Consider the following 25,801-nt stretch of genomic DNA (forward strand, 5'->3'; position numbering starts at 1 on the left):
TCCGCCTCCGCTTGGTCTGGCCGGTTCCGCCTGAATGCCGTGCCGGCGTGTGCCTTCATTGAATAAAAGATGGAAGCGTCGATGTAAATGCGATATATGATTTAGATGATTTTGTATTTCTGCTCGCGCGCGATTTTCCGTGTCTCGAGCAGAACGCTGCCGGGTCGCGCGAGGTCGGCCGGCAGTCGGACAAGGCATGCTTCATTCGAGAAAAGGAACTTCCATGCTACCTTATGCCCCGCCGATCGACGAGATTGATTTTCTTTTGCGTCGCGTTCTCGATTTCGACGGACAGATGGCCGTCCTACCAGGGTTCAGCGACATCAATTCCGACCTCGCCGTCGATATATTGACTGAAGGGGGGAGGTTCTGCTCGGAAGTGCTGGAACCATTGAACGCAATCGGCGACAAGCATGGTTGCAGCTTGAAGGATGGCTGCGTGGCGACCCCACCCGGCATGGCGGATGCGTATCGAGCGTTTGCCGCCGCAGGTTGGACGACCGTTTCCGCGGATGTCGACTATGGCGGTCAGGGGCTGTCGCGTGTGATCCAGATCCTCCTGGACGAAATGCTCTCTTCGGCAAACCTGTCGTTTGGGCTGTTTGCGGGTCTCACGCGGGGCGCGGCTGAGGCGATCGGCCATCACGGGACCGAGCCGCTCAAGGCCGCCTACCTGCCCAAGATGATCTCTGGCGAATGGACCGGAGCGATGGCATTGACAGAGTCAGGCGCGGGGACGGATCTGGGCCTGTTGACGACGAAGGCAATTCCACGAGGTGATGGGACATTTGCAATCACCGGAACGAAGATCTTCATTTCCTCGGGCGATCACGATTTTGGCGGCAATGTCGTCCATCTTGTTCTTGCCAGGCTGCCGGATGCGCCGATGGGTGTCAAAGGGATCAGCCTTTTCCTTGTCCCCAAATTCTTTTTGAACGGCGAAGGCGCCTGCGGCGACCGCAACAGCTTCGCAGTCGCCTCTCTCGAACACAAGATGGGCATTCATGCCCAGCCGACCTGTATGATGACGTATGAGGGGGCGACGGGATGGTTGCTTGGTGAACCCGGGTGCGGCTTGAATGCGATGTTCACCATGATGAATGCCGAGCGGCTGTTCGTTGGCATTCAAGGTCTCGGGATCGCGGAAATTGCAGGCCAGAAGGCGAGGACCTATGCGGAGGATCGTCTTCAGGGACGGTCATCGGACGGGACGCGAGCGCCGGTCGCGATCGTGGAACATCCAGACGTTCGCCGGATGCTGCTTGAAGGTCGATCCTTCGTCATCGCCGGTCGCGCTCTTGCAATGTGGGTGGCTCTGCAGATGGATATCGCTCAAAGTCATCCGCAGAAAGAGGCACGCGAACGTGCCAATAGCTACGTCGAACTGCTGACGCCCGTCGTCAAGGCAGCCTATACCGATATGGGATTTGAATCGTCCGTAACGTCGCAACAGGTATTCGGCGGTCACGGTTATATCGTGGAATGGGGCATGGAGCAGCATGTTCGCGATGCCCGCATTACGCAGATCTACGAAGGCACCAACGGCGTTCAAGCCCTAGATCTCGTCACACGAAAGCTGGTCGCAAATGGGGGCGCCACCGCCCGCGATTTCTATGCGCTCGTCCGTGCTGATCTGACAACGGCCGCGTCGATTGACACTGCGGCGGCCTTGGCCGGCAAATTGACGGTCGCTTTGGAGAAGCTTGAAGTGTTGACGGAGAAGGTCAATCGCCGGCCCGGCAACCTCGGGGCGGTCAGTGGCTATGAGACCGACATTCTCCGCCTTTTTGCTCACGTGTCACTTGGATGGATGTGGGTCAAGATCGCTGCGCAGGCAGTTTCGGCTGTTGATACCGCCTGGGACGGCAAGTTGGAAACCGCGCGTTTCTTCATGGACCGAATGCTGCCGAAAGCAGCCGTTCTGGCCGACATCCTCAATTCCGCGATTGCAGACAGCGCGCTGGAAGCGGCTGCCTGACGTCGACAGAGCCATGCGTGGCTCCTACACGCCACGCATGGATTGTGGAGATAAGGGAGAAGGTCAAACCCTCATCGCAGCATCACCGACGGTTTGTAGGTCGGCCAGGCCGTAGGTGGTGCACGCCGCTCGATAAAAGAGATCAGCCCGCTCGTCGGCCGATAAGCCTTGGGAATAAAGCTTGTAGGCGTTCCACAATTCTGCATAGGAGCATGACTGCTTATCGACGGGGAAGTTGCTTTCGAGCATGCAGCGCTTCGTGCCGAAGGCTGAGATACATGTGTCCAGATAAGGCGTCCACGCCCGCGCCAATTGATGTGCGCTTGCGGGCAGCGGCTGGTCGTCGAAGGCAAAACCAGAGACCGGCATGCCGAGCCCGCCCAGCTTCAGCCGAAGATTTTCACGTTTGGAAAGTTCGAAAATTCCGGCTTTCCAGTCTCTAAACGTCTCGTCGGCGCGCTGCCCATATTCGCCGATACCGACCGGAGTGGCGACGTGGCAGATGACGATCGTGGCCCCAGGATAAGCGTCGGCCAGATCGAGAAGTTCGTCGATCTGCGTATGGTAGATCCATGTATCAAAGCACAGGCCCGCGGCGGCCACAGCCGCGACCCCCTGCCGAAAGGCGGGTTCCATCAGCAGATGCGGCGGTGGCTGGCTCTTGAGGACACGAGCGATCGTTCCTCCGTCCCAGGCAACACGATAGCGAATGCCGCTCAAGCGACCTTGCGCAGCGATCTTTTCCGCCTCAAGCACGTCGGCCACTGCCGGGCCCAATGTCAGATCGGCATGACCGACGATCCCCGCTGCGATCTTGCAGGTGCCCCGGCAGGTGTCGGCTGTAGCATTAACGATCATTTCTATCTCGCCGACCGGCTGCAAAGCCACTGGCCCTTCCGTACGCCAGCCGGACTCGTATGCCTCCACGTAGACCGTGCCGATAATGTTGTGGCCGCTACCGAGATCTTGCTGCAAGTCGTCCATGCGGTAGTAGAGGCGATCTGCGGGGGCGCCAAACAAGTGATGGTGGCAATCAACGATGGGCAGTTCCGGTTCGAGAATCTGCGAAGCCGGCGCACCAGCGTGCCAATCGATCAGCTCCCGCGTGCTCTTCGGTTGATTTCCCCGGTACTGATAGTGCTGTCGGTCGCCTGCAACCATGATCCTCTCCCATTCAAAGTCCACGCATGTCCCGGCCATTTGCCGAACACGTCCTCCTGAAATATCCAAGCCTTTCAATCCGCGGCTCCCGCTCACGGTATCGACGGCAATCGGCCTGGACGGCGCCAAGATCCGTCAGTCGATACCTCCAAAACCCCGCCGCTCGATCAACCCCGACCCCAAAGAAACCGGCCCATCACGCTCCCCTGAAGATCGGCTTTCGTTTTTCAAGGAAGGCCTTTATTCCCTCGGTCTTGTCCGCGGTCGAAAAGCAGATCGCAAACGCCTTCAGCTCGACCTGACACGCTGTTTCGGTATCGGCATCAACCGCGATATGAAGCGCGGACTTCAGTTGGGCAAAGGCGATCGGCGGTTGAACGGCGAGTCGGCGCGCCAGGAGAGAGGCGGCCTCCATCAGTTCGGCCGGCTCGTGGAGCGATGTGATCAAGCCGAATTCATAAGCACGCTGCGCGGCGATCGCGTCCCCGGTCATCGCCATCATGCGGGCAACCGAGCTGCCGGCCAGTTTCGTCAGCCGCACCGTTCCACCGCCGCCCGGCATGATCCCGAGCTTGATTTCCGGCAAACCGAACTGAGCATGCTTGGAGGCGATACGCAGGTCGCAGGCGAGCCCAAGCTCGAAGCCGCCACCGAAGCAATAGCCGTTGACGACGGCAATAACGGGTTTGGGGCAGCGCACGATCGCATCAACCACACGCTTGATTCGCTCGGCAATGACAAGCGCATCGGTCGGCTCAGCCTCCAGAAATTCGGGAATGTCGGCCCCGGCGATGAACGCCTTTTCGCCGTCGCCGGTCAATAGCAGCACCCGGACTGCGTCGTCGGCCGACAAGCGCAGCACGGCTCGTTCCAATTGTTGAAGAACGCCCGCATTGAGGGCGTTCAACGCGTCTGGACGACAGACGGTCATCGTCGCGATCGTCTGGTCGATGGAGACAGACACAAATTCATCAGTCATCGCAACCTCCTAAGTCGCGGGCGCAATCGGCATGCTGACAGGATACGCCCAACGCCTGTCCTGGTCGGAACACAAAATGACAGACCCGGCGATGCCAAGCGCCGAAAATGCCTCAATTTAATTGACGTTCTCTCCCGTCTTGCGGTCTATGTTAGGAATGCGAAAAACCGTCTGATCCGTCCAACCGTATTTCTCGGACGTCGTCTGCCAGTTTTGCGAACGATCATGCCTTGGGAGGCGAAATACCGTGCTCATCGATCTTACACAGCTTAGAACCTTTGTCGTCGTGGCGGAGGAAGAGCATCTGACGCGCGCTGCCGAACGGCTTTTCATGAGCCAGTCAGCCGCAAGCGCTCACGTTCGGGCCGTAGAAGATCGATTGGGAACGCAGTTGTTCGTGCGAACGAACCGAAGTCTGGAATTGACGCATGCCGGACAGCTTGTGGCCAAGAAGGCGCGTGAGTTGCTCAATCAGGAAGCGCTGTTCAAATCATTCGTCCGCGAACTGCGCGGCCAGATCGAAGGGCGGCTCGTTCTTGGTACCAGCAGTGCGCCGGGCACGCGTGTCGGGGAAATGCTGACAAGCTTTCGCACAAGGCACCCCCTCGTTAACGTAGACATCATGGCACGGCCCTCTTCAAGCGCGCGTCAGGGCTTGGCAAGCGGTGAAATCGATGTCGGCGTGATGCTTTGCGTTCCAACCGACCGTGCATTCACCTATCATAAGCTGACGACTGTTCAGTATCGGGTCGCGGCGCCCGCAGCTTGGCGCGATGAGGTGGTTGCGGCGGGCTGGACCGAACTTGCAGCATTTCCGTGGCTCACGCCCACTTCGAGCTCGGCCTATTCCGCGATGATTGCACAAATGTTTGCCGACAAGGGCCTGACCCTCAATAGCGTCATGTGCTTCGACAATTCCTCAGTCGGATTTTCGGCCTTGAAAGCCGGAGCGGGGTTGATGATCGTGCGCGAGGATGAGGCGTTCCAGGGCGAGCAAGACGGCTATCTAGCAATTTCTCCGCTCGCCAGAGCTCAAGCTGACCTCTGCATTGCCTATCAGACGGCCCGCAAGAACGATCCTCTCATCAAGGCATTCGTCGAAGCCGCAGCGACTGTATGGCCTATTGTGCCAGTCGAGGACGCCGATGCTATCGCAGGCGAGCTGTCGAGCGACTCGTGAACGAAATCACGGCGGCAAATGACTGCCGCCGTGATCGGATAGCTGCGCCGTTCTTCAACTGCGCGTGCCCGTTGGCGAACACGAATGCGACGCTGCTCAAGCGACCTCGAAAAGCGCCGCAGCCCCCATACCGCCGCCGACGCACATCGTCGAGACGACATATTTTGCGCCGCGGCGTCGACCTTCGAGCAACGCATGCCCGGCAGTGCGCACGCCGGTCATGCCGTAAGGATGACCGATCGAGATTGCGCCGCCATTGACGTTGAAGCGATCGGGATCGATACCAAGCACGTTGCGACAGTACAGCGTCTGGCAGGCGAAGGCCTCGTTGAGTTCCCAAAGGCCTATGTCGTCGATCGACAGGCCGTGTCGCTCAAGCAGCTTTGGAACAGCCAGAACCGGACCAATGCCCATCTCTTCAGGGGCGCAGCCTGCAACGCTCATGCCGCGGTATATGCCGAGAACCGGAAGACCGCGCCGCTCCGCAAGACTGCGCTCGACGACCAGACAGGCCGCCGCACCGTCAGAGAGCTGGCTGGCATTTCCTGCCGTAATGCAGCCGTCATCGACGACCGGTTTCAATCCGGCAAGCGATTGCGCCGAGGTTTCCGGTCGATTGCCCTCGTCTTTCGACAGGGTGACTTGGCGCCGCTCCGTTTCACGACCTTCCTTGTCGATCACCGCCATAGAGGTGGTGATCGGGACGATTTCATCATTGAAGCGACCGGCGTCTTGAGCCTCGGCCGTGCGTTTTTGCGACTGCAAGGCATAGGCGTCCTGCGCCTCGCGGGAAATCTTGTATTTTCTCGCAACGAACTCGGCGGTTTCCAGCATCGGCATGTAGGCGTGCGGGACGATCGCGGTTACGGCCGGGTCCTTGTCGCGCGCCACTGCTGCAAAATACTCCCGCTGGACGGCGGAAATATTGTCCTGTCCAGCCGCGACGACGACTTCCATGTCTTCGTAAATGATCTGGCGCGCAGCAATTGAGATTGCCATCAGACCGGAAGCACACTGGCGGTCGACGGTTTGACCGGCAACCGTCACCGGCAGACCAGCGGCGAGCGACGCCAGTCGCGCAATGTTCATACCCGCGGTCCCGGCGGTGAGCACCGATCCAATGACCACGTCATCGACCTCTTCTGGCGCGATACCTGCGCGCAACACCGCGTTCGAGATCGCGTGAGCGGCAAGCGACGGCGACGGGGTCCGGTTCAGCGACCCTCGAAATGCACGGCCGATCGGCGTGCGAGCATATGATACGATAACGGCTTCCCTCACGTCATCTCTCCTTTATCTGAGTTTCTTGTGTCAATAACGGCGACGGGGTCCAATAGCCGAAGGAATTTCCGCGCTCTCGTGCGAGGGTCTCGAAACCTTCGCGGATCGTGTCGAGCCCGATTGCGTGCGCCATCGTCATCGGCCCTCCGCGCGACTGGGGAAAGCCGAAGCCGGCGGTGAAGACCACATCGATGTCGTCTTCATTTTCTGCCACTCCCTCGCGCAGCACCTCAAAACCCTCGTTGATGAGCGGAAGTAGCAATCTCTGCAGGATCTCTGCGTCGGAGATGTCGTCTCGTCGAGTGATGCCGTGCTTGGCTGCAAGCTCCTGCGCAAGCACCTCGGTCTGCGGCTCGTCGAGTGGCTGGCGCCCTTCATATCTATAAAAGCCGCGGCCGGTCTTCTGTCCCAGGTAACCCTTCTCGGCCAAGCCGCGGACCATGCAGCGATAGCTTGCATCATCGAGTAGATTGGTCACGGACGCGCGCCCGGCGATAATGCTCGCACCGATGTCATTGCCGGCGAGATCCATCATGCGGCACGGCCCCATCGCCATTCCCAGAAGCTCGGACGACTGAGCGACCGCATCGATCTGACGCGGCGTGGCACCCTCTATGATCAGAGCATCGGCCTCCCGAAGATAGGGCTCGGCCATTCGGTTGCCGATGAACCCGAAGCCCACGCCGCAGACAACCGGTGTCTTGTCCAGTGCCCTCATCACATCGACGGCAAACGCGACGCTGGCTTCGCTGGATTGCCGCCCGCGCACGACCTCCACCAACTTCATGATATGCGCCGGACTGAAAAAATGTATGCCGACGAAACGATCCGGTCGGCGAGACGCCTGTGCAATTTGATTGATGTCGAGCGACGACGTATTGCTCGCCAATATTGTCTCTGCAGGGCAGATATCGGCGAGTTCGGCCGCAATCCGCGATTTGAGCGCAAGGTCCTCGTAGACCGCCTCGATGACGAGCCCACACACCGATACGGCGCTCAGTGATGAGGATGGCCGTATGTTGGCAAATCTTTGCTCGCCAAGTGCGGCGGTCATTTTCTCACGCTTCACCGCGTCCTCGTAAAAGCCGCGAATGCGCCCGACGCCACGCTCCAAGGCATCTGGATTGACATCCACCAGGTGGACCTCAATACCAGCGTTTGCGAAGGCGATCGCAATTCCGCCCCCCATCGTTCCGGCGCCGATGATGCCGACGTTGTGCACTTTCTTTGGCATAATATCTCCTCGGTCAAACGACCCTCGCTGCCCTTTGCGACGTGAAGCTGACGCATTGCGGCACCTTCAGCTGACCGGAATTTCCCAGCACGCGAATGGTGGCGCGACTTTATTTGGCTCCGATTGCGCGCGTCCATGGCGCAATTGCGAACCCCGTGTCCTCATTTCACGAATGCGGCGACGGTATCGACGAGTTTCATTCTGCCGATGACCGCGTCCACAAAATCCGGTTGGACGCAACCAGACGGGCGGGCCTATCGTCGTTGCTCAGTCAAGGCCGACGGCCACCATGCTTGCGTGCCCGTGGGGGTTACAAGCGATTGTTGTGCGAGCGGTGGCGGCGGTTCGACAAGGCATATCCAGATCTGTCGAGCAAATGACGAACCAAGCGGGAGGAGAAACAGATCATGGCACCTGCAACAGGCCAGTGGGGTGAGGCGATCGGCGTCGAACATGTGAACGGGGTGCCATATCGCATGTATTCCGAGCGTCCGAGAGGCGTTGCCGAAGTTTTGGAGTTTTGCGATCGCTGGGGAGAGCGTCCCTATATCGTCCAAGACGATGTGACGCTTACTTTCGCGGACTTTCGGCTCGCAGTCGCTGCGAAAGCTGCGCAGTTGCAGCAGGACGGTGTCACCTATGGCGATCGCGTCTTCGTTCTCGGATGGAACAGTCCACAATGGGTGGTGAATTTCTGGGCGTGCTTGTGCGTAGGTGCGGTTCCCGTCCTTGCAAATACCTGGTGGAGCAGGGACGAGCTGGGTGTCGGTCTGCAGGCGCTCGATCCTGTTTTGACACTTGGCGACAGCACAGCGGTTGCGAAAATGCCTTCCGAATGGAAAAGCGGGACCTGGGATTATCCAAAAGGCGCCGATCTGCAGTCGGTCAAGCTCGCCTCGTGTCTTGGCAATCGAAACGAAGAAGAGACGGCGATCATCATCTTCACATCGGGCACGTCCGGTTCGCCCAAAGCCGTGGTTCTCTCCCATCGGGCAATCCTGGCGCGGCTGCATATGACGTTGCAGATCACTCGCAAGCTTCCGCATCAAATCAAGCCCGAAGCCCACGACATTACGCTGATCACAGGACCGCTGTTCCATGTCGGCAGCATGCAGACGCTCCTGCGCGCCATCATCGTTGGAGATACACTGGTCCTATCGAAGGGACGGTACGACCCGCTCGACGTCATCAGCCTGATCGCGCGCCATAAGATAAAGCGATGGAACGCCGTCCCGACGATGGTATCGCGCGTACTCGACCAACCAGATCTTGCCTCATACGATCTCAGCAGTCTGAAGTCGATCAGCATCGGCGGCGCGCCGGTTCACGCAGAGCTGATGCAGCGCATGAGGATTGGATTGCCGAGCGTCAGCCCCCGTATCCCGACCGGTTACGGTCTGACGGAAAACGGAGGTCAGGCGACCGCGGCGGCTGGCTCCGAGGCTTTGGATCAGCTCGGATCCACCGGAAAGCCGCTGCCCTGTGTCGAAATTGATTTTCTTGCCCATGAAGGGTTGCCGGACGGAGAAATATTGCTGCGCTCGCCAACACAGATGAGCGGGTATTACGGCCTTGATCAGTCGCCGATCGATGCCGAGGGCTGGCTGCACACCGGAGATCTCGGCCGGCTCGATGAGAAGGGAAACCTTTGGATCACTGGGCGTAGCAAGGATATGATCATTCGGGGAGGCGAGAACATCGCGCCGGTCGCTGTGGAGCGAGCGCTGATGACTGTCCCCGGCGTCAATGAAGCAGTTGTGTTCGGAATTCCCCATCCCGATTTCGGTGAGGAGGTTATGGCTGTCGTGGTGACTGAAGACGATTCGGTGACCATCGAGCGGCTACAGCAGGACATTCGCAGCAAGGTTTCGTCCTTTGCGGTTCCAAGTCGTTGGAAGCTGCAGCGCGAGCCGCTTGCAACAAATCATACGGGAAAAGTCGATAAGATGGCGATCAGCGCGCGCTTTCGACAGGAACTGGGAGCCTAGGGGAGGCGCACGCACATGACCAACACGGAAAATTTTCAATTTATCAATTCGCCGCTTCGTCTCTTTCACGGAGAGGAAAGCCTACGGCGCCTGGGGTCAGAGCTCGACCGGCTCGGCTGCAAGCGGGCAGTGATTTTCTCCGGCCCGTTCCTGGAAGGCGCCCTGCTCGACCGGATTCGTGAAGCGGTAGGAAACCGCCTGGCAGGCATATATACTGGCACGCTTGCACATAGCCCTATACCTTCCGTCATAGAGGCGGCAAACGAGCTTCGACGCCTGGAAGCCGACGCTGTCGTCGCCGTTGGCGGCGGCTCGGTGATCGTCACGAGCCGAGCTGCAGCTATATTGCTGGCCGAAGGAACGGATGTGCGCAGTCTGTGCACCGTTCGCGATGGCAGCGGTGGATTGAAAAGTCCCAAATTGATGGCGCCCAAGCTCCCGCAGTTCGTCGTTCCGACGACACCGGCGACCGCATCGGTCAAGGCTGGGAGCGCGTTGTTTGATCCCGAAACAGGCGACCGCCTCGCGCTCTTCGATCCCAAGACGCGCGCGCAGGCGGTTTTCTACGATCCAAAAATGCTGATCTCTGCACCCCGATCACTGGTCATCAACGCTTCGATCAACACGTTTGCGACGGCAGTGGAAGGTCTCGTCTCGAAAAACGGCAATCCGATTGCCGATGCGCTTCTAATGCATTCGATCCGTCTTGTAGGTCCCAACATTCGAGAATTGCCGAGAGACGATAGCGAGGCCCGCAGATGTGATCTGGCACTTGCTGCCGTGCTGTGTGGACAGGGGACCGATCATACGGGCGCCGGCATCACGACTGTTCTCGGCCATGCGATCGGCGCCCGTCATGAGGTCGATAATGGGCTGGTGAACGCGGTGGTTCTTCCCCACGTGTTACGTTTCAACGCGGACGCTGCTCCTTCCGGACTTTCCAAGGTCGCTGCGGCCCTGTCAGTGCCGCAGAGTGGTCCTGAGGTGCTAGACGCAGTCCTCGGTGAAACACGCCGCATCCTTGCCGAGGCGGGTGCCCCGACGCGGCTGCGAGACCTGAAGGTGCCGATCGACCATCTACAGGAAATCGCGGTTGCAAGCATGGGGGATTGGTTTTTGGGCGGAAATCCCAGGAAAGTGACCGACGCCGCGCAGATCAGCAAGATACTCGAAGAGGCCTGGTGATGAGGCGACAACGGTTGCTACCCCGAAACGGCAGTCTTGCATCTGACGCAGATAGGGCGCGGAATCTACGTCTGGGGAAGCTTGAAAGGGAGGTTAGTCCATTATGATCCTGAGCCATGCGCGTTGTGTCTGCGGGCCGCACTCACGGTTTGAGGCAACGATGATCGAACGACGCGATCTCGGCGATGCCGATGTCCTGATTGACATTGCTTACGCCGGGATCTGCCATTCCGACATCGATCATGCCCGCGCTACGCGAGGCAAGTCCGTCTATCCAATGGTACCCGGTCATGAGATCGCCGGCGTGATCGCGGCTGTCGGCAGCAAGGTCGGGCGTTTTTCGGTCGGTGATCGGGTTGGTGTCGGGAACCTCGTCGACTCGTGCAGGGAATGTAACCGATGCCTGTCCGGACAGGAGCAATATTGCACAAACCGGGTGCTTACCTACAATCAGGTCGGTCGTGACGGACGCCTAACTGAGGGCGGATATAGCGAAAAGATTGTCGTCGACGAGCGCTTTGTCGTTCGCATCCCGAATGCAATCCCACTTGCCAACGCCGCCCCGCTCTTTTGTGCCGGCATCACGCTCTACTCTCCTCTTCGCCATTGGGGTGCAGGCCCTGGAAAGCGTGTCGCAATCATTGGGCTTGGCGGCCTCGGGCATCTCGGTGTTCAGATATCGAAAGCTCTGGGGGCCGATACGACGGTGCTAGAACTGTCCGAAGCAAAGCGACAGGATGCGATGCGGCTCGGCGCGCGAAGCTTTCACGTCACCCGGGACCCGGTAGCCTTAATCAAGCTTGCTTCGTCATTCGACCTGATCATCTCGACCGTTCCGGCCAACATAGACCTCGATATCTATCTTGGTTTGCTGGACGTCGGTGGCACTTTTGTCAATTTGAGTATTCCGCAAAAGCCCCTTTCGGTTGCCGCCTCGGTTCTATTGGCCAATCGACGGTCCCTGTCAGGCACGCTCAGCGGGGGGCTTCCCGAAACGCAGGAAATGATCGATTTCTGTGCTGCCAACAATATCAGTGCCGAGGTCGAAATCATCGGTGCTGACCAGATTGATGACGCGTTTGAACGACTCGCCACCGGCGACGTCCGTTATCGCTTCGTCATCGATGCTACAACGATCGCGCCGGCGACACCTTGAGAACCCTCGTCCTGTGTTGCGATCTGTCGCTTAACGAGGCTGTGCATCAGAGGTCCCGTGCACAACTTTCCAACCAACTTAGATTTCATGGATGAGACTATGACCACGGACAAGATTACTCGTGAAGCGTTGCATGACCGGAACATTCAGATGCGCGGCTTTTTGCGCAGTGACGGGCTTTTTGAGGTTGAGGGGCGGGTAACCGATCGCAAATCTTATGAGTTCCAGGCACTGCTCGGCGAAACGGCTGTTCCTGCCGGAACTCCACTTCATGATATGGGCGTGCGGCTTGTCTTCGATGCGGATCTGAAGGTTCACGCCGTCGAGACGTTCACGGATGCGGCACCTTACTCGATCTGCGGAGCCGGGGGCGATGCGCTGCAGTCTCTGACAGGATTGCGAATGACGTCTGGCTGGAGCGCCAGGATAAGAGAGCGCCTTGCGGCGCATCAAAGTTGCGTACACCTGGTTCAGCTGCTGGGGCCGATGGCAACGGTCGCCTTTCAGACATTGAGCGTCCGGCGTCAGCACACCGAGGTCGAGAGGGATGCGAATGGCCGACCGTTGAAAATTAACAGCTGCTTTGCCTATAGCGCGGAGCAAAGCCTCGTTCGAGAAAAGTGGTCGGAATACTATGAAGGCACATTTGGCTGAGAACATGCCTCAAGCTCAAAAACAGGAGGTTTGACTGTTGTTTCGCGCTCAATCGACGGCGGCGATCAGCCTTGGGAAAATACCTGATCGAGGCACTGAGGCTCATTTGAAGCGGGAGAGATAACCAGCGGTCTTCTCGCTCGTCTGGTTTTGCTAAGGGCTGGAACAAGAGATCGAATAACGGATGCGCATCTATGAGGAATCATGATCACCTGGCTTAATCACATCGCAATCGCCGTTCCGGACCTTACCGAGGCCGCTGCCCGGTATGAACTGCTCGGCGCGAGTGTCTCTGAGCCGCAGGCACTGCTTGACGAGGGTGTCACGGTCGTTGTCGTTACATTTCCCAATTCAAAGATCGAATTGCTGCATCCGCTGGGAGCGGCGTCTCCGCTGTCCGATTATCTCGCAGAACACCCACGCGGTGGGATCCATCATCTCTGTTTCGAGGTCGAAGACATCGATGCGGCGTCGCAAGTGCTGCGGAGCGCAAACTGTCGAATTCTCGGAAACAGCAGCCCGAAAGCAGGCACGCATGGCAAGCCAGTCATTTTTGTGGATCCGCAGGACTTCCACGGTGCACTCGTCGAATTTGAGCAGATGTGATGTCAGGCGTCTTGGTAAACGAACTAATCTCAGACGCGACTGATCTGCCGGAACGCGAGAGCATGGAATTCGACGTCGTGATTGTCGGGGCGGGACCTGCGGGCCTGTCTGCGGCGATCCGGCTGAAGCAGGTCAATCCGGATCTGACGGTCGTCGTGCTCGAAAAGGGTGCCGAAGTCGGCGCGCATATTCTCTCGGGTGCCGTCGTCGATCCTGTTGGTATCGACCGGCTGCTGCCCGGCTGGCGCGAAGAAGAGGGCCATCCCTTCAAGACCGAGGTGACGTCGGATCATTTCCTGTTCCCTGGGGCCCGCCGGCTCCATCCGCCTGCCAAATTTCCTCATGCCGCCGCTGATGAACAATCACGGCAACTATATCGTCTCGCTCGGCAATGTCTGTCGCTGGCTGGCCGAGAAGGCGGAAGCGCTCGGCGTCGAGATCTATCCCGGCTTCGCCGCAACGGAAGTGCTCTACAATGACGAGGGCGTCGTCATCGGGGTGGCCACCGGTGACATGGGCATCGAGAAGAACGGCGAGCCCGGCCCGAACTATGCGCGCGGCATGGAACTGCTCGGTAAGTACGTGCTGATCGGCGAGGGCGTGCGCGGCTCGCTTGCCAAGCAACTCATTGCCAGGTTCGATCTGTCGAGAGACAGCGATGTGCCGAAATTCGGCATCGGCATCAAGGAACTTTGGCAGGTCAAGCCCGAGAACCACAAGAAGGGTCTGGTGCAGCATTCCTTCGGCTGGCCGCTGGACATGAAGACGGGTGGCGGCTCGTTCCTTTATCATCTGGAAGACAATCTGGTCGCCGTCGGTTTCGTCCTGCACCTGAACTACAAGAACCCCTATCTCTATCCCTTCGAGGAGTTCCAGCGCTTCAAAACGCATCCGGCGATCCGCGGCACCTTCGAGGGCGGCAAGCGCCTCTCCTATGGCGCGCGCGCCATCACCGAGGGCGGATACCAGTCGGTGCCGAAACTGACCTTCCCCGGCGGGGCGCTGATCGGTTGTTCGGCCGGTCTGGTCAACGTTCCCCGCATCAAGGGCAGCCACAATGCAGTGTTGTCGGGCATGCTGGCGGCCGACAAGATCGCCGAGGCGATCGCCGCCGGCCGCGCCAATGACGAAGTGATCGAGATCGAGAACGAATGGCGTGCCGGTGATATCGGCAAGGACCTGAAGCGCGTGCGCAACGTCAAGCCGCTGTGGTCGAAGTTCGGCACGGCGATCGGCGTGGCCCTTGGCGGCCTCGACATGTGGACCAACCAGCTCCTCGGCTTCTCCTTCTTCGGCACGCTGAAGCATGGCAAGACCGATGCCCAGTCGCTGGAGCCGGCGGCCAAGCATAAGAAGATCGACTATCCGAGGCCGGATGGCGTCTTGACCTTCGACCGCCTGTCCTCGGTGTTCCTGTCGAACACCAATCACGAGGAAGACCAGCCGGTGCATTTGCACGTCAAGGACATGGCGCTGCAGGTATCGTCGGAGCACGATGTCTTTGCCGGCCCATCGACGCGCTACTGTCCGGCCGGCGTCTATGAATGGGTGGAGAAGGATGGCAGGGAGACCTATGTCATCAACGCCCAGAACTGCGTCCACTGCAAGACCTGCGACATCAAGGACCCCAACCAGAACATCAACTGGGTGCCGCCGCAGGGCGGCGAGGGGCCGGTCTATCCCAATATGTGAGATGCAATGACCGAGATCGGACAAGGCGCCTACGCGATCCGTCTGGCCAGGCCGGACGAGCTGCTCGTGGTCAGTCGGCTGCCGATTTGGTTAAGCCAAAATCCGACGATCTAGCAAGCATCCACTACGGATCGTCATCGCTTGTCGACCGGCAACGATGCGGATGTTGTGACCAGCAAGGGCTCAAGCAGGCGCCGGACGCCACTATCGAGAGGAACGGGGCGCCGGGAGATGCGATCGACATTGACGTGAATGAAGAAACCCTCCGCGGATGCGATCTCCTCCTCATTGCGAAAGAGGCCGATTTCGTACCGTATGGATGCGTTTCCAAGCTTCGCCACTCGAATGCCGGCACTCACAAGGTCCGGGAAGGCCATTTCCGAATGATAGCGACAGCCGGTCTCGACAACGAGGAAAATCTCGGCACCTCCTTTGATCTCTAGCGCCCCTTGTTCGATCAAATATCCATTGATCGCCGAGTCAAACAAACCATAGTGAACGACATTGTTCATATGTCCGTAGATGTCATTGTCGGACCAGCGTGTCCCGATCGTCCTAAAAATTCTATAGGCGGATCGCTCGCCCGGGCCTGCATGTCCCATCACCAAGCCGCCTCGTAGATCGCCAATGCATCAGCCTCTTTCACATCGCGCGGATTGTTTATCAACAGCCGGGTCTGTTTCATCGCGTCTCGTGCCATCTTGGGCAGGTCTTCCTTGCCGATTCCCACATCCCGCAGGCGACGTTGTAGCCCGAGCTTTGTCGAAAGCTTCTCAAGCCGTTCAATGAACGCTGCGCAACGGCTCTGGCTACCTTTCTCGCGCTTAAGATCCGGGAACGCGTCAATGGCGATTTCTGCGTAAACGCTAGCCGCCATTGGTTCGTTAAACCGCAAAACATGAGGCAGAACGAGGGCATTGGAAAGACCATGCGGAATATGGAAGGTGCCACCAATCGGGTAAGCCAGTGCGTGAACGGCTGCGACGGGCGAGTTTGCGAACGCCTGTCCAGCGAGCATGGAGCCAAGGAGCATCGCGCCTCTGGCCTCACGATCCTGACCATCGCTCACCGCCTTTTCGATGTTTGCACCAAGCAGTTGCAACGCCTGCCTTGCCAACATTTTCGAAAGCGGATTGTTGTTCTCATTCTTGGACGCATAGGCCTCAATCGCATGCACCATGGCGTCGATGCCCGTAGATGCGGTGATATGTGCCGGGAGACCTGTGGTGAGGTCGGGATCGAGGACAGCGATATCAGGCAGGATGACCGGCGACGAAACACCGCGCTTCTCATCACCAGCGACGGTGATAATCGAGATAGGCGTCACTTCCGAACCTGTCCCCGCCGTGGTTGGTACTAGGACCAATGGCAGTCGCGGTCCCTTTGCATTGCCAACACCCCAAACAGCGTCGATGTCCTCGCCCGAACCGAGCAGCAGCGCTGCCAGTTTCGCAACGTCAAGTGATGAGCCGCCACCGAAGCCAACGACCCCGGTGACATGTGCTGCTCGCCCGACCTCAACGGCCTCCAGCAGGCATTCGTGTGACGGATCGGTCTCGATTTGATCGTAGACAATGACCTTTAAGCCTGCCTTTCGCAGAGCTGCAATGGCTTGATCGCAAAGGCCCAATTTTTGGATGCCAGGATCGGTAATGAACAACAGGACCTCCCCAAGCCGTTTGCCAATGATCTGGTCAAGCCGTCCTGCGGCACCGAATTCGAAAGCGAGCGAAGCTGGCGTATCAAATCTAAAACTTTGCATGTAGCTGTCTCCGGTCAACAGAAATGGTTTGGCATGACAGGCGCTGGCACGACAATCTACTTCCAGTAGGATCGGCCCGGAACCCCTCACTCGTTACACCGTCGCCATAAAAGTCTCCAACTCGTTTCTATCTCCTGCGCAAGACATTCGGGTTGGCAACCACAATATGGACCTCGAGACTCGCGTTGGTGAAGGCAGCGGCTATCCCGCCTCGTGTGAGGCCAGCGCCGATGAAGAAGTTGCCACAAACAGCGGTCGCCATGACCTTAAATGACCTCCGCTAAACCCGTCCACGGCGCAATTGTGATATCCGTATCCTTATTTTCCAAATGCGCCGACGTGTTTTTCCTCGAGTTCTATTCTTTCGATTCCGGCGTCCACGAAATCCGGTTAGACGTTACCGGAATTTCAGACCTATCGTCGTGCATCAGCAATCAAAGGTCGGTTGACGTCATGAATGTCCAGATTAACGAAGACGAGAACGCCATCACTCGAGAGCTCGCTACTGGCAGATTCACCGAGAAGATGCTGTCGGACATGCGCGCGTTGATAGGAACAGAACTGCGAACTGAATCCAGCATCAACAACGAGATTGCCACGCGCACTGCGATATTGCGTTTCTGCGAAGGCATCGGTGACGACAACCCGCTGTGGACGCAAACCAGTTACGCTGAGAAAACAGAATATGGGGGTATTATCGCGCCGCCAAGCTTCATCTTTGCTTGCCTTGCCGGCGTTCAGGTCGGCTGGCCGGGCCTTGGGGGCTTCCACTGTGATACGAAAATAAACTTTCATAAAAACATCAGGCTCGGCGACCACATCACCTGCCGCGTTGTATTCCAGGGCTTTGACGGTCCCGAAGACAGCACTTTCGGTGGCCGGCGTGTGAAGGATTACATTCTTCAGCAATACATCAACCAAAATGGGGATGTTGTCGCCGACTTTATTTGCTCGCGGATGCGCTTCGAGAGGAGCGAGATGCAGAAACGAGCTCCCGCGCGCGCGATCGAGGTGCCACATTCCTGGACAGATGAGCAACTGGTCGAACTCGAGCAGGAGATACTTGCCGAGGCGCCGCGAGGCGCAACGCCCCGCTACTGGGAAGATGTGCGCAACGGCGACGAGATTGGCACTGTCGTCAAGGGTCCGTTAGGCCTTACGGACTTCATTGCATTTATCGCTGGAGGATCTGCACCAATACCTCGTGTTGCGGCGCATTCCGTATCACTCAAGCGGTACCACAAGCATCCCAAATGGGCCTTTCGCGACCCTAAGACCCATTCGTTGGAACCCGTATATTCCGTCCATTACAACGACTATGCGGCCAAGCTTCAGGGTGCGCAGATCGCCTATGACGTTGGAATCCAGCGAACGAGTTGGCAAGTCCATTCTTTGACCAATTGGATGGGGGACGGCGGGGTACTCAAGGCGATTACCGGTCAATACCGGGCCCACGTCTACCTCGCGGATGCCGTTCGATTGGGCGGAAGGATCGACAGGAAGGAAGTAACCACCGATGGAGAACATTTGGTCTACATCACGACCTGGGCGACAAACCAACGAGATCAAAACGTGATGCCAGGTACTGCCGTGATTGCTCTTCCGGTTCGCGGCCAGCAATCGGGAAATGTGCCGTAACCGTGACCCGAGCGCCACCAGCTGTCGCGTAGGGATGCCGATCGTCTGACCGATAGAAACGCTCGTCAGCTGCGTTGCCGCTTCAAGTTCGGAGTGATCTTCCAATACTGTCGCGGCGAGCTTCCAAACATGTGCTTGAAAGCGCGGGCAAAGAAGCTTTCGGACGAACACCTAAGAGAGACTGCCAAAGGGGCCAGCATTCCGCGACGCGACACGGGCAACGCTGTCGACTGGTGCTTCGAACTGAATGCAATCGCTCAACATCAGACCGAGACCCGAAACGAGCGAAACCGGATGACGCTCTGCTTCGAAGACGTTCGAACGGCTTGCGGGTGCGATGTCTGCCAATGGCGACGAAAATTATGTCTGGGCAGTGGTCGCGTTTCGCAAGCCACAGATCGGTGGAGAGGACGCCCGCGACCTTGCCGTAAGACAGGATATTTCAAGTCTCTGGGACTGAGATCCAACAGTTTAGCGGCGCTTTCGCAGCGAGGTTGGGCCGCTGCTTATCCCAACTGCGCCGAGACGAACGAAAATCCGCCCACCGCGACAGAGCATTATGCGATCACATTTTGTTCCAGCGGAAAGAGGTGCGTAGCAGGTCGCGCTCGGCCTTTATTGCCGCAAAGTCGGAGCTAGTCCAATCGATTGAGCCGTTGTGGGAGGCGGTCGCGAGTACTTGGAGCCGCGTGGGGCGGAAGCTGCGCGCGAATTGACGTAAGTTGTTAAACATCCTGATGTCTTTCGGTTCTATGCTGCATTGCAACAAACTATATCCGAATATTTCCCAGGTACCAGAGTATTCAGGAGGCCCCTCCTATGCGCGAAGCGCATGGCTGTAGTCACGGACGGGACGCAACCTAGCTTTGAATCTCCAAGCCACAGTTCGGGAGATTTAAGTCCACAAACTGCCATTTCGATTTTGCTGCTGAGTGAGTGACGGGGACACTGCGTTCATATCAGAGTCCTGCATGCCCTCACGATCACGAAAACACACAGGCGGCTATGTACATTCGACGTTGCGCAACTGCACCCCAAAGCCGATTTTGTGTTGCGATAGTATAGTCGCGATCAAGATCAAACACCCGCTTACGCATGTTGCATAGCTCGACAAGCATTGTAGCGCAGTAAGCGATGTCCCGTTCGCACCTTGACTGAAATCCTATGGTTGATGCCGATGATTGCAGCCATCATGGATGCTGCGACTATGCACCAATGCGGTCATCTGTGATCTACGTTGACATATCAAAATCGAGATTCCGGACGGCTATATACCAAAAAACATATCCTCCGGCACTACCGCCGACGACCAGTGGAACGATATAGCCGAAATTCGAGTCGAACAGAAAATGGGCTTGGGAAAGATGGGACCAGTAGCCAACGGCTGCGCCAGCCAAAGGATAAAACCATCCGTTCCTGCGCAACAGTTCGGCGAGCGTAATGGTAATAAGCGCACCCTTCCAAGTGACGGCTAGCGTAAACGGTATCAATGCGACGGAAAATACAACTAACACGACGGCTTGATGGAATGCGCCAATAATCGAAATCTCTTTTATGCCGTAGGCCACGCTGATGATTTCCCAAATAATGCGAAATACGACAATGCCCGCATACTCGGCTAGCAGCAGGCCAAGGGCAGCCATAAAGACTACCTTTTTCAAGTTTCGATTATCTTCCACGGGAAACGATCTGGGGTTCATCGTTCAAGCATATTGCAAGCAGCCTAAGAGAGAGTTGATCGATCAATTGGATTGTTCGGGCATTTTCTTGAATCGCCGCATTGGGCCGACTCCGGGCGAACCTTGGGGCCGACTGTCGTTTTGGGTACGCGTCACGTCACCTCGTAATTCCGCGGTAAAAGTTCCTCAATCCAGCTCTGCTTGTGACCGTTGACGATAGCAGTAAGATAAAGGAACATGCGCTCGCTCGGCACCCCTTTTACGGGCAAGATCATTTGACGACGCGCGCTGCCGATGCGCCGGTGTAGCGATCGCCGTGGATCGTAAGTCCCGAGAACAGAGCGTCGATCTTCTGGAGGTCGGCCTCGGTGAACTCGAGCGAAGCGGCTAGAATATTTTCCTCTAACCTATGACGTTTGGTGGTGCCGGGGATCGGGACGATCCAGGGCTTACGCGCCAGAAGCCATCCGATCGCGACCTGCGCCGCAGTCGCGTTCTTCTCCTCGGCGATCTTCTGGATCGCCCCGATTACCGGCTGATTGGCGGCGCGGTTCTCCGCGGAGAGGCGAGGATTGGTCTTGCGATGGTCATTGTCGCCTTCGAAGCTTGTGTTCTGGTCCATCGTTCCAGCCAGAAAACCGCGGCCCAGGGGACTGTAGGGGACGAAACCGATGCCGAGTTCCTCGACAGTTGGCAGAACGGTCTCCTCCGGACGACGCCACCAGAGCGAATACTCGCTCTGCAACACAGAGACCGGTTGAACGGCGTGGGCTTGACGGATGGATTCGGCGTCCGCCTCCGACAGGCCGAAATGCCCAACCTTGCCCATTGCGATCAAGTCCTTGATGGTGCCGGCGACGTCAGCCATCGGCACGCTGGGATCAACGCGGTGCTGGTAGACGATGTCGATTCGATCCGTCTTCAGCCGCGCGAGCGCCTGATCGACAACAAGCCGGATCCGCTCCGGCCGGCTGTCGAGCCCAGCGTCCGGTCGGCCATCCTTGAAGCCGAACTTTGTGGCGATGACAACCTGATCCCGGATCGGCGCCAGGGCCTCACCGACCAGCTCCTCGTTCGTGAACGGGCCATACGCCTCGGCGGTGTCGAAGAAGGTCACACCTTGATCGAAGGCCGCACGAAGAAGCGCGATCGCATCGTCCTTCTGCATGGCCGGACCGCGATGGTAGTCGAGGCCCATGCAGCCGAAGCCGATTGGTGAGACTTCGGGACCTCTTTGGCCAAGTTTACGCTTTTGCATTTTCTCCTCCTTTGAGGTGTTCTCGATTTCCCGACGTTTGTCAGCGAGCAGGCGAGCCGGTGACCTGCTGCTGAGGTCGCTGTTCCTGGTCGGCCTTTATAGAAAAGGGCTCTTGCCGGTCGACATCCAACGCAAGCGGCCGCATGTTGCCTTTCCGGGAGACGAAGAGTGTGGAGCCCGATCCTGTCGATCCCTATGGTGCGGCGTTACCCGCCCCGATCACCAGGTCCGTTACCGCGATTGAAATGGCTTCAAGCAATCTGCATCGTAACATTCCAAGCTCGCGCGATGATCGGTTTATCTTGATCAGTCGAGTTGGATGGCCTTTGAATATTCATCGTCGGACACTTTCTCCATCCAGGTGACGACGCTGCCGTTAAGAGCCTCGGCAACCGCAAAGTGAGACATTGCCTCGTCCTTCGACGCTCCGTGCCAGTGCTTCACAAGAGGGGGGATCCAGACCACGTCACCAGGGCCAACGGTCTCGACGGGGCCACCCTCCTTCTGCACCCATCCCTTTCCGGAGACAATGAACAGCGTCTGTCCAAGCGGATGCGTGTGCCAGGCAGTACGCGCGCCTGCCGGGAAGGACACCGTCGCACCGCCGATCCTTGCTGGCGCGTCGCCGTGATAGAAGCCAGAGGTTTCGACGCTGCCCGTGAAATACTGTTCGGGAGCAGCAGCCCTGCCTTCACCTGAGCGCGCGATCTTCAGCTCGGCCAGTGGCGCGGTCTTCGCACCGGAGGACGATCGAGCCTCCAGAACCTGCTTCAGGATGGGGACAGCGGACATTGCTCTCGGCCAGCCGGCGTAGAACGCGACGTGGGTCACGACCTCCGATGCTTCAGTACGGGTGAGACCATTGTCCATGGCCCGGTTGGCGTGGAACGGAAGCTGCTCGGGCTGGCCAATGGCGATAAGTGCCGTCATGGTGACCAAGCTTCGGTCGCGGGCCGACAGGTCAGGACGTTGCCAGAGTTCGCCGAACAGTACGCGGTTCGTGAGCTCCGCCAAGGCTGGCGCCGTCGGGGCGACATTCGTATCGACGGTCGCAGCGCGCGCTGTCTCAGCCGCCGCTTCAAGCTCGATGCGCGTTGCCTCACTGTTGGAAACTGGGCTTATTCCACGCTCCTCGAAGACTTTTTTCGTCTCGACCACGGCCGACATCGCGTTCGGCCAGCCGGTATAAAAGGCGAGCTGAGTGATCAACTCGCCGATCTCTTCCGGCTTCACGCCGTTGTCGAGCGCCCGACGGACATGGCTTGCCGTCTGCGCGATCTTGCCCGTCGAAACAAGTGTGGCGACGGTGACCAAACTACGGTCGCGCGGTGAAAGCTCCTTGCGCTCCCATACCTCGCCGAAGAGGACATTGTCAGTGAACAGTCCGAGGCCTGGCGCGGTCTCGTAGACGGCTGGAGGGGCGACGCGCTGGCGGCGCTCGTCGGCCTCTGCGCCAGTCGCTGCGAGGGCGGACATGGCGATGGTGGCTGCGATCTTCTTCATGGGTCAACTCCGTCGAACAGGGATAGAAATGCGTGAAAGGCCGCCATTGCGGCGGCCTCGTCATGTCAGACGCGAAGCAGCGTCTTGATGGCGCGCCGCTCATCCATGGCGCGATACCCTTCGGCGACGTCAGCAAGTGGGATTTCGAGATCGAACACCTTGCCGGGATTGATCTCGCGGTTCAGAACGAGATCCATCAAATAGGGTAGATAGCGGCGGACAGGGGCGGGGCCACCGAGCAGGCTCTTCTGCTGGAAGAACAGGTTCTGGCCGTCGAAGGTCACGCCATGCGGTACGCCGACGAAGCCGATCTTGCCGCCCGGACGAGCGCAGTTAATCGCCTGGGACATGGATTCTTCCAAGCCGACGCACTCCAGAACGGAATCCGCACCGACGCCGTTGGTCATCTCCTTGATGCGGGCGACGCCAGCGTCGCCGCGTTCGGAGACGATGTCAGTCGCGCCGAACTCCAGTGCAAGATCCTGGCGGCTTTTGTGGCGGCTCATGGCGATGACGCGGGCTGCACCCATTCGCCTTGCAGCCAGCACACCCATCAGGCCCACTGCTCCATCACCAACCACGACGGCGATTGAGCCTTCCTGAACACCGGCAGCGTCGGCAGCGTACCAGCCCGTCCCGAGCACGTCGGAAACAGCCAGGAGCGATGGGATCAGGTCGTCCGCCGGCATCTCGGCCGTGGCGACGAGCGTGCCGTCCGCAAGGGGAACACGGGCGTAAGGCGCTTGCGCGCCGACCATGAACTCGCGCTGCTCGCAGGAAGACTGGAAGCCGAAGCGGCAGTGCGGGCAGGTGTTGTCCGATAGGCAGAATGACCCAACGACGAACTGGCCGGGCTTCACCGTCTTTACCTCGTCGCCGACCTCGACAACGACGCCACAATATTCATGGCCCATGGCCTTCGGCTCGTTGGTTTCGTTTGCGCCGCGGAATGGCCAGAGATCAGAGCCACAAATGCAGCTTGCCGAAAGCTTTATGATCGCGTCGGTCGGCTTGAGGATCTTCGGTTCGGCAACTTCCTCGCACCGCACGTCACCCGGCCCGTAGAGAACTGTTCCTAGCATTTGATGGGTCCTTTCAGGATGAAAAGAGGGGAGCACACCGTTACTTTGATGCGAGCTCTCCGTAGAAGAACGAGGCGGTCACTCCGCCATCGATGAGGAAGTCGCTACCCGTAATAAACGCGCCGTCGAGACCCATGAGCAAGGCGGCAAGCGACGCGATTTCGTCGGGGGTTCCGGCTCTGCCGATTGGGGAGAGATCAATCATCCGTCGGTAGCCTTCGCCCCTAGGTCCGGTCAGTTCATCCTTTGCCAGTGGAGTGATGACGATGCCTGGGCTCATTGTATTGACCCGAGCCCCGCGCTTGCCCCAGCGGACGGATTCCGCCTTCACCCGCAGTGCGTTGCCGCGCTTGGAGATCTGATAGGCGTTGAGCGGATCGGTAACCTTGTCAGGCTGCAGCATGGGCAGAGCGAGCAGTTCATCGGCGGGCGTCGTTGCAAGAAGCCGATCCTGCTCGGCGGTCAGCGCAGGAAGGCGATGCCCCGACATCGAGGCGATGACCACGCAGGAGCCGCCCGCCGAGATGACCTTGCCGAATTCATCGAGGACGACCGCCGTACCGTACAGATCGACCTTCAGGATGACCGCCGGCGGCGCTTGGGATGGCGACACGCCTGCAGCGTGGATAACACCGGTCACATCTCCGATAGCGGCTGCCGTGTCCACCAGCGCGCGAACCGACTCACGCGAAGAGACATCGACAATGGCAGTGCTGACTTCAAAGCCCGCCTCGCTGAGAACTTTCGCGGCTGCATCGGCATTCTCTTGCCTAAGATCGGCCAGCAGAACGTGTTTTCCGGAACTTACCCGGCGGGCGATCGCCTGGCCGATAGAGCCCGCGCCAATGACGACTGTTACATTTGTCATATCGAATCCTTCATGGAGAGCGGTCAAACCGCAGAACGATTTAAAGCGGCTTCCTTCAGGTCGCGGCGAACGCGCTCAGGCTCCTGATAGAGCGGCATATTGTCGAGGTCGAGAACGGCGTCCAGCGCATCGACTGGATCTGCTTGGAGAGCGGCAAACAAAGGCTCGAGGTCGGCGGGGGCGGGACCTTTCTCCGCCACAAGTTCAAAGGTCTTTCGGTTCGCGGCTTTGAGGGTGAGGCTTCCAATTAAGACCTCGGCGATTTGTTTCCGAGCGATCACGCCGTCGCCGGGCGTTCCTGCGTGACGGCGGTCTCCCTGCAGGAAAACCAGATCATGCTGATCGCTGTCATTATAGTCGAACCAGCCAGGTCGGATGATCGTATAGTCGAACCCGCTCTGACGGAGCAAACGTTCCGCCCGTCGTTTCCAGTCGTGCCCTTCGTTCGACCGGTTGTAGCTGCCACGGCGTTCTGTCACGCCGATCGTCGTCATGAGTGCAATCCGAACACGACGGCGGCCAATCAAATTAAGAAGATCGCGGACGCCGCGATAGTAAACAGCCTCGGCTGCTTCCTTCCCCTGTCCGTCGGCATTGACGGACAATACGACTGCATCGATGTCATCGAGGGCCTGCCTAAGCGTGTCGGGCTTGGTTACATCGCCGACGGCGATATCGACGCCGGGTAGTCGATCTGCGCGCGACAGGTTGCGGACAAGCGCACGAACCTTGTGTCCTTTTGCCAGCGCCTCCGCAACGACCAATCGTCCGACGCTTCCCGTCGCTCCGATCACGAGCACGTTCAATCGCTGCATTCGAGCTATCCCTATTAGATGTAACCTACAATAGCGCGGATGTATTGATCTGATTAGGCCCTATCCGTGGCATGCTCCTATGCACTGGATTCATAATTGCCC

The 25,801-nt window shown here is 58.5% G+C and carries 22 protein-coding genes and 1 pseudogene; 11 read left to right on the top strand and 12 right to left on the bottom strand.

What is annotated here, in order from left to right; all coding sequences use genetic code 11:
* Positions 1–223 precede the first annotated feature (223 nt).
* Positions 224–1,978 carry an acyl-CoA dehydrogenase gene (locus tag AC1RO0_RS23255; protein ID WP_047639303.1) on the top strand — a complete coding sequence of 585 codons (1,755 nt, stop codon included), beginning with the start codon at positions 224–226 and terminating at the stop codon, positions 1,976–1,978.
* Between the two features lie 63 nt (positions 1,979–2,041).
* On the opposite strand, the gene AC1RO0_RS23260 is transcribed toward AC1RO0_RS23255, so the two are convergent.
* Complete coding sequence (locus AC1RO0_RS23260) at positions 2,042–3,139, bottom strand: amidohydrolase family protein (RefSeq protein ID WP_197070334.1); 1,098 nt, start codon at positions 3,137–3,139, stop codon at positions 2,042–2,044.
* A gap of 196 nt (positions 3,140–3,335) precedes the next feature.
* A complete protein-coding gene (locus AC1RO0_RS23265; RefSeq protein WP_047639302.1) occupies positions 3,336–4,118 on the bottom strand; it encodes an enoyl-CoA hydratase-related protein in 783 nt (260 codons plus the stop codon).
* A gap of 247 nt (positions 4,119–4,365) precedes the next feature.
* On the opposite strand from AC1RO0_RS23265, the pseudogene AC1RO0_RS23270 reads away from it, so the two are divergent.
* Positions 4,366–4,545: pseudogene (locus tag AC1RO0_RS23270) on the top strand (LysR family transcriptional regulator); the annotation flags it as partial.
* A gap of 15 nt (positions 4,546–4,560) precedes the next feature.
* Entirely contained in the window at positions 4,561–5,298 is a 738-nt protein-coding gene (locus tag AC1RO0_RS23275) for a substrate-binding domain-containing protein (protein ID WP_498595106.1), read from the top strand.
* A gap of 96 nt (positions 5,299–5,394) precedes the next feature.
* On the opposite strand, the gene AC1RO0_RS23280 is transcribed toward AC1RO0_RS23275, so the two are convergent.
* Both AC1RO0_RS23280 and AC1RO0_RS23285 read right to left on the bottom strand, forming a co-directional pair.
* Positions 5,395–6,579 carry an acetyl-CoA C-acyltransferase gene (locus AC1RO0_RS23280; RefSeq protein ID WP_047639300.1) on the bottom strand — a complete coding sequence of 395 codons (1,185 nt, stop codon included), beginning with the start codon at positions 6,577–6,579 and terminating at the stop codon, positions 5,395–5,397.
* A 1-nt stretch (position 6,580) separates the two neighbouring features.
* Positions 6,581–7,813 carry a 3-hydroxyacyl-CoA dehydrogenase gene (locus tag AC1RO0_RS23285; protein ID WP_052224213.1) on the bottom strand — a complete coding sequence of 411 codons (1,233 nt, stop codon included), beginning with the start codon at positions 7,811–7,813 and terminating at the stop codon, positions 6,581–6,583.
* A gap of 407 nt (positions 7,814–8,220) precedes the next feature.
* On the opposite strand from AC1RO0_RS23285, the gene AC1RO0_RS23290 reads away from it, so the two are divergent.
* From AC1RO0_RS23290 to AC1RO0_RS23320, 7 genes are all read left to right on the top strand, one after another.
* On the top strand, positions 8,221–9,801 hold the full coding sequence (locus tag AC1RO0_RS23290; RefSeq protein WP_047639299.1) for a class I adenylate-forming enzyme family protein: 1,581 nt from the start codon (positions 8,221–8,223) through the stop codon (positions 9,799–9,801).
* Positions 9,802–9,816: 15 nt separating this feature from the next.
* On the top strand, positions 9,817–10,986 hold the full coding sequence (locus AC1RO0_RS23295) for an iron-containing alcohol dehydrogenase family protein (RefSeq protein WP_047639298.1): 1,170 nt from the start codon (positions 9,817–9,819) through the stop codon (positions 10,984–10,986).
* Between the two features lie 160 nt (positions 10,987–11,146).
* The gene (locus AC1RO0_RS23300; protein ID WP_498595037.1) at positions 11,147–12,142 is read left to right on the top strand and encodes an NAD(P)-dependent alcohol dehydrogenase; all 996 of its coding nucleotides are present in this window, start codon (positions 11,147–11,149) and stop codon (positions 12,140–12,142) included.
* A gap of 99 nt (positions 12,143–12,241) precedes the next feature.
* The gene (locus AC1RO0_RS23305; RefSeq protein WP_081999576.1) at positions 12,242–12,796 is read left to right on the top strand and encodes a DUF2889 domain-containing protein; all 555 of its coding nucleotides are present in this window, start codon (positions 12,242–12,244) and stop codon (positions 12,794–12,796) included.
* A 204-nt stretch (positions 12,797–13,000) separates the two neighbouring features.
* Complete coding sequence (gene mce / locus AC1RO0_RS23310) at positions 13,001–13,402, top strand: methylmalonyl-CoA epimerase (RefSeq protein WP_047639295.1); 402 nt, start codon at positions 13,001–13,003, stop codon at positions 13,400–13,402.
* A 62-nt stretch (positions 13,403–13,464) separates the two neighbouring features.
* Positions 13,465–13,881 carry an NAD(P)/FAD-dependent oxidoreductase gene (locus AC1RO0_RS23315; protein ID WP_498595038.1) on the top strand — a complete coding sequence of 139 codons (417 nt, stop codon included), beginning with the start codon at positions 13,465–13,467 and terminating at the stop codon, positions 13,879–13,881.
* 82 nt (positions 13,882–13,963) lie between these two features.
* Positions 13,964–15,094 carry an electron transfer flavoprotein-ubiquinone oxidoreductase gene (locus tag AC1RO0_RS23320; protein WP_498595107.1) on the top strand — a complete coding sequence of 377 codons (1,131 nt, stop codon included), beginning with the start codon at positions 13,964–13,966 and terminating at the stop codon, positions 15,092–15,094.
* A 134-nt stretch (positions 15,095–15,228) separates the two neighbouring features.
* Here the strand turns inward: AC1RO0_RS23320 and AC1RO0_RS23325 are convergent, their stop codons facing one another.
* Together AC1RO0_RS23325 and AC1RO0_RS23330 are read right to left on the bottom strand one after the other, a co-directional pair.
* Positions 15,229–15,696, bottom strand: a complete 468-nt coding sequence (locus AC1RO0_RS23325; protein ID WP_047639294.1) for an acyl-CoA thioesterase — start codon at positions 15,694–15,696, stop codon at positions 15,229–15,231.
* Entirely contained in the window at positions 15,696–16,856 is a 1,161-nt protein-coding gene (locus AC1RO0_RS23330) for an iron-containing alcohol dehydrogenase (RefSeq protein WP_047639293.1), read from the bottom strand. The genes AC1RO0_RS23325 and AC1RO0_RS23330 overlap by 1 nt, the downstream gene beginning before the upstream one ends.
* Positions 16,857–17,309: 453 nt before the next feature.
* On the opposite strand from AC1RO0_RS23330, the gene AC1RO0_RS23335 reads away from it, so the two are divergent.
* The gene (locus AC1RO0_RS23335; protein ID WP_047639439.1) at positions 17,310–18,494 is read left to right on the top strand and encodes an FAS1-like dehydratase domain-containing protein; all 1,185 of its coding nucleotides are present in this window, start codon (positions 17,310–17,312) and stop codon (positions 18,492–18,494) included.
* 1,232 nt (positions 18,495–19,726) lie between these two features.
* On the opposite strand, the gene AC1RO0_RS23340 is transcribed toward AC1RO0_RS23335, so the two are convergent.
* The 6 genes from AC1RO0_RS23340 to AC1RO0_RS23365 form a co-directional block, all read right to left on the bottom strand.
* On the bottom strand, positions 19,727–20,155 hold the full coding sequence (locus AC1RO0_RS23340; RefSeq protein ID WP_156151501.1) for a hypothetical protein: 429 nt from the start codon (positions 20,153–20,155) through the stop codon (positions 19,727–19,729).
* A gap of 289 nt (positions 20,156–20,444) precedes the next feature.
* On the bottom strand, positions 20,445–21,431 hold the full coding sequence (locus tag AC1RO0_RS23345) for an aldo/keto reductase (protein ID WP_047639291.1): 987 nt from the start codon (positions 21,429–21,431) through the stop codon (positions 20,445–20,447).
* 306 nt (positions 21,432–21,737) lie between these two features.
* A complete protein-coding gene (locus AC1RO0_RS23350) occupies positions 21,738–22,934 on the bottom strand; it encodes a (R)-mandelonitrile lyase (protein WP_498595039.1) in 1,197 nt (398 codons plus the stop codon).
* Positions 22,935–22,999: 65 nt separating this feature from the next.
* Entirely contained in the window at positions 23,000–24,016 is a 1,017-nt protein-coding gene (locus tag AC1RO0_RS23355; protein ID WP_047639289.1) for a zinc-dependent alcohol dehydrogenase family protein, read from the bottom strand.
* 40 nt (positions 24,017–24,056) lie between these two features.
* On the bottom strand, positions 24,057–24,884 hold the full coding sequence (locus tag AC1RO0_RS23360) for an SDR family oxidoreductase (RefSeq protein ID WP_047639438.1): 828 nt from the start codon (positions 24,882–24,884) through the stop codon (positions 24,057–24,059).
* 23 nt (positions 24,885–24,907) lie between these two features.
* Positions 24,908–25,699 carry an SDR family oxidoreductase gene (locus AC1RO0_RS23365; protein ID WP_081999557.1) on the bottom strand — a complete coding sequence of 264 codons (792 nt, stop codon included), beginning with the start codon at positions 25,697–25,699 and terminating at the stop codon, positions 24,908–24,910.
* Positions 25,700–25,801: the final 102 nt, after the last annotated feature.

The organism is Rhizobium sp. GW821-FHT14E12, from assembly GCF_058803745.1.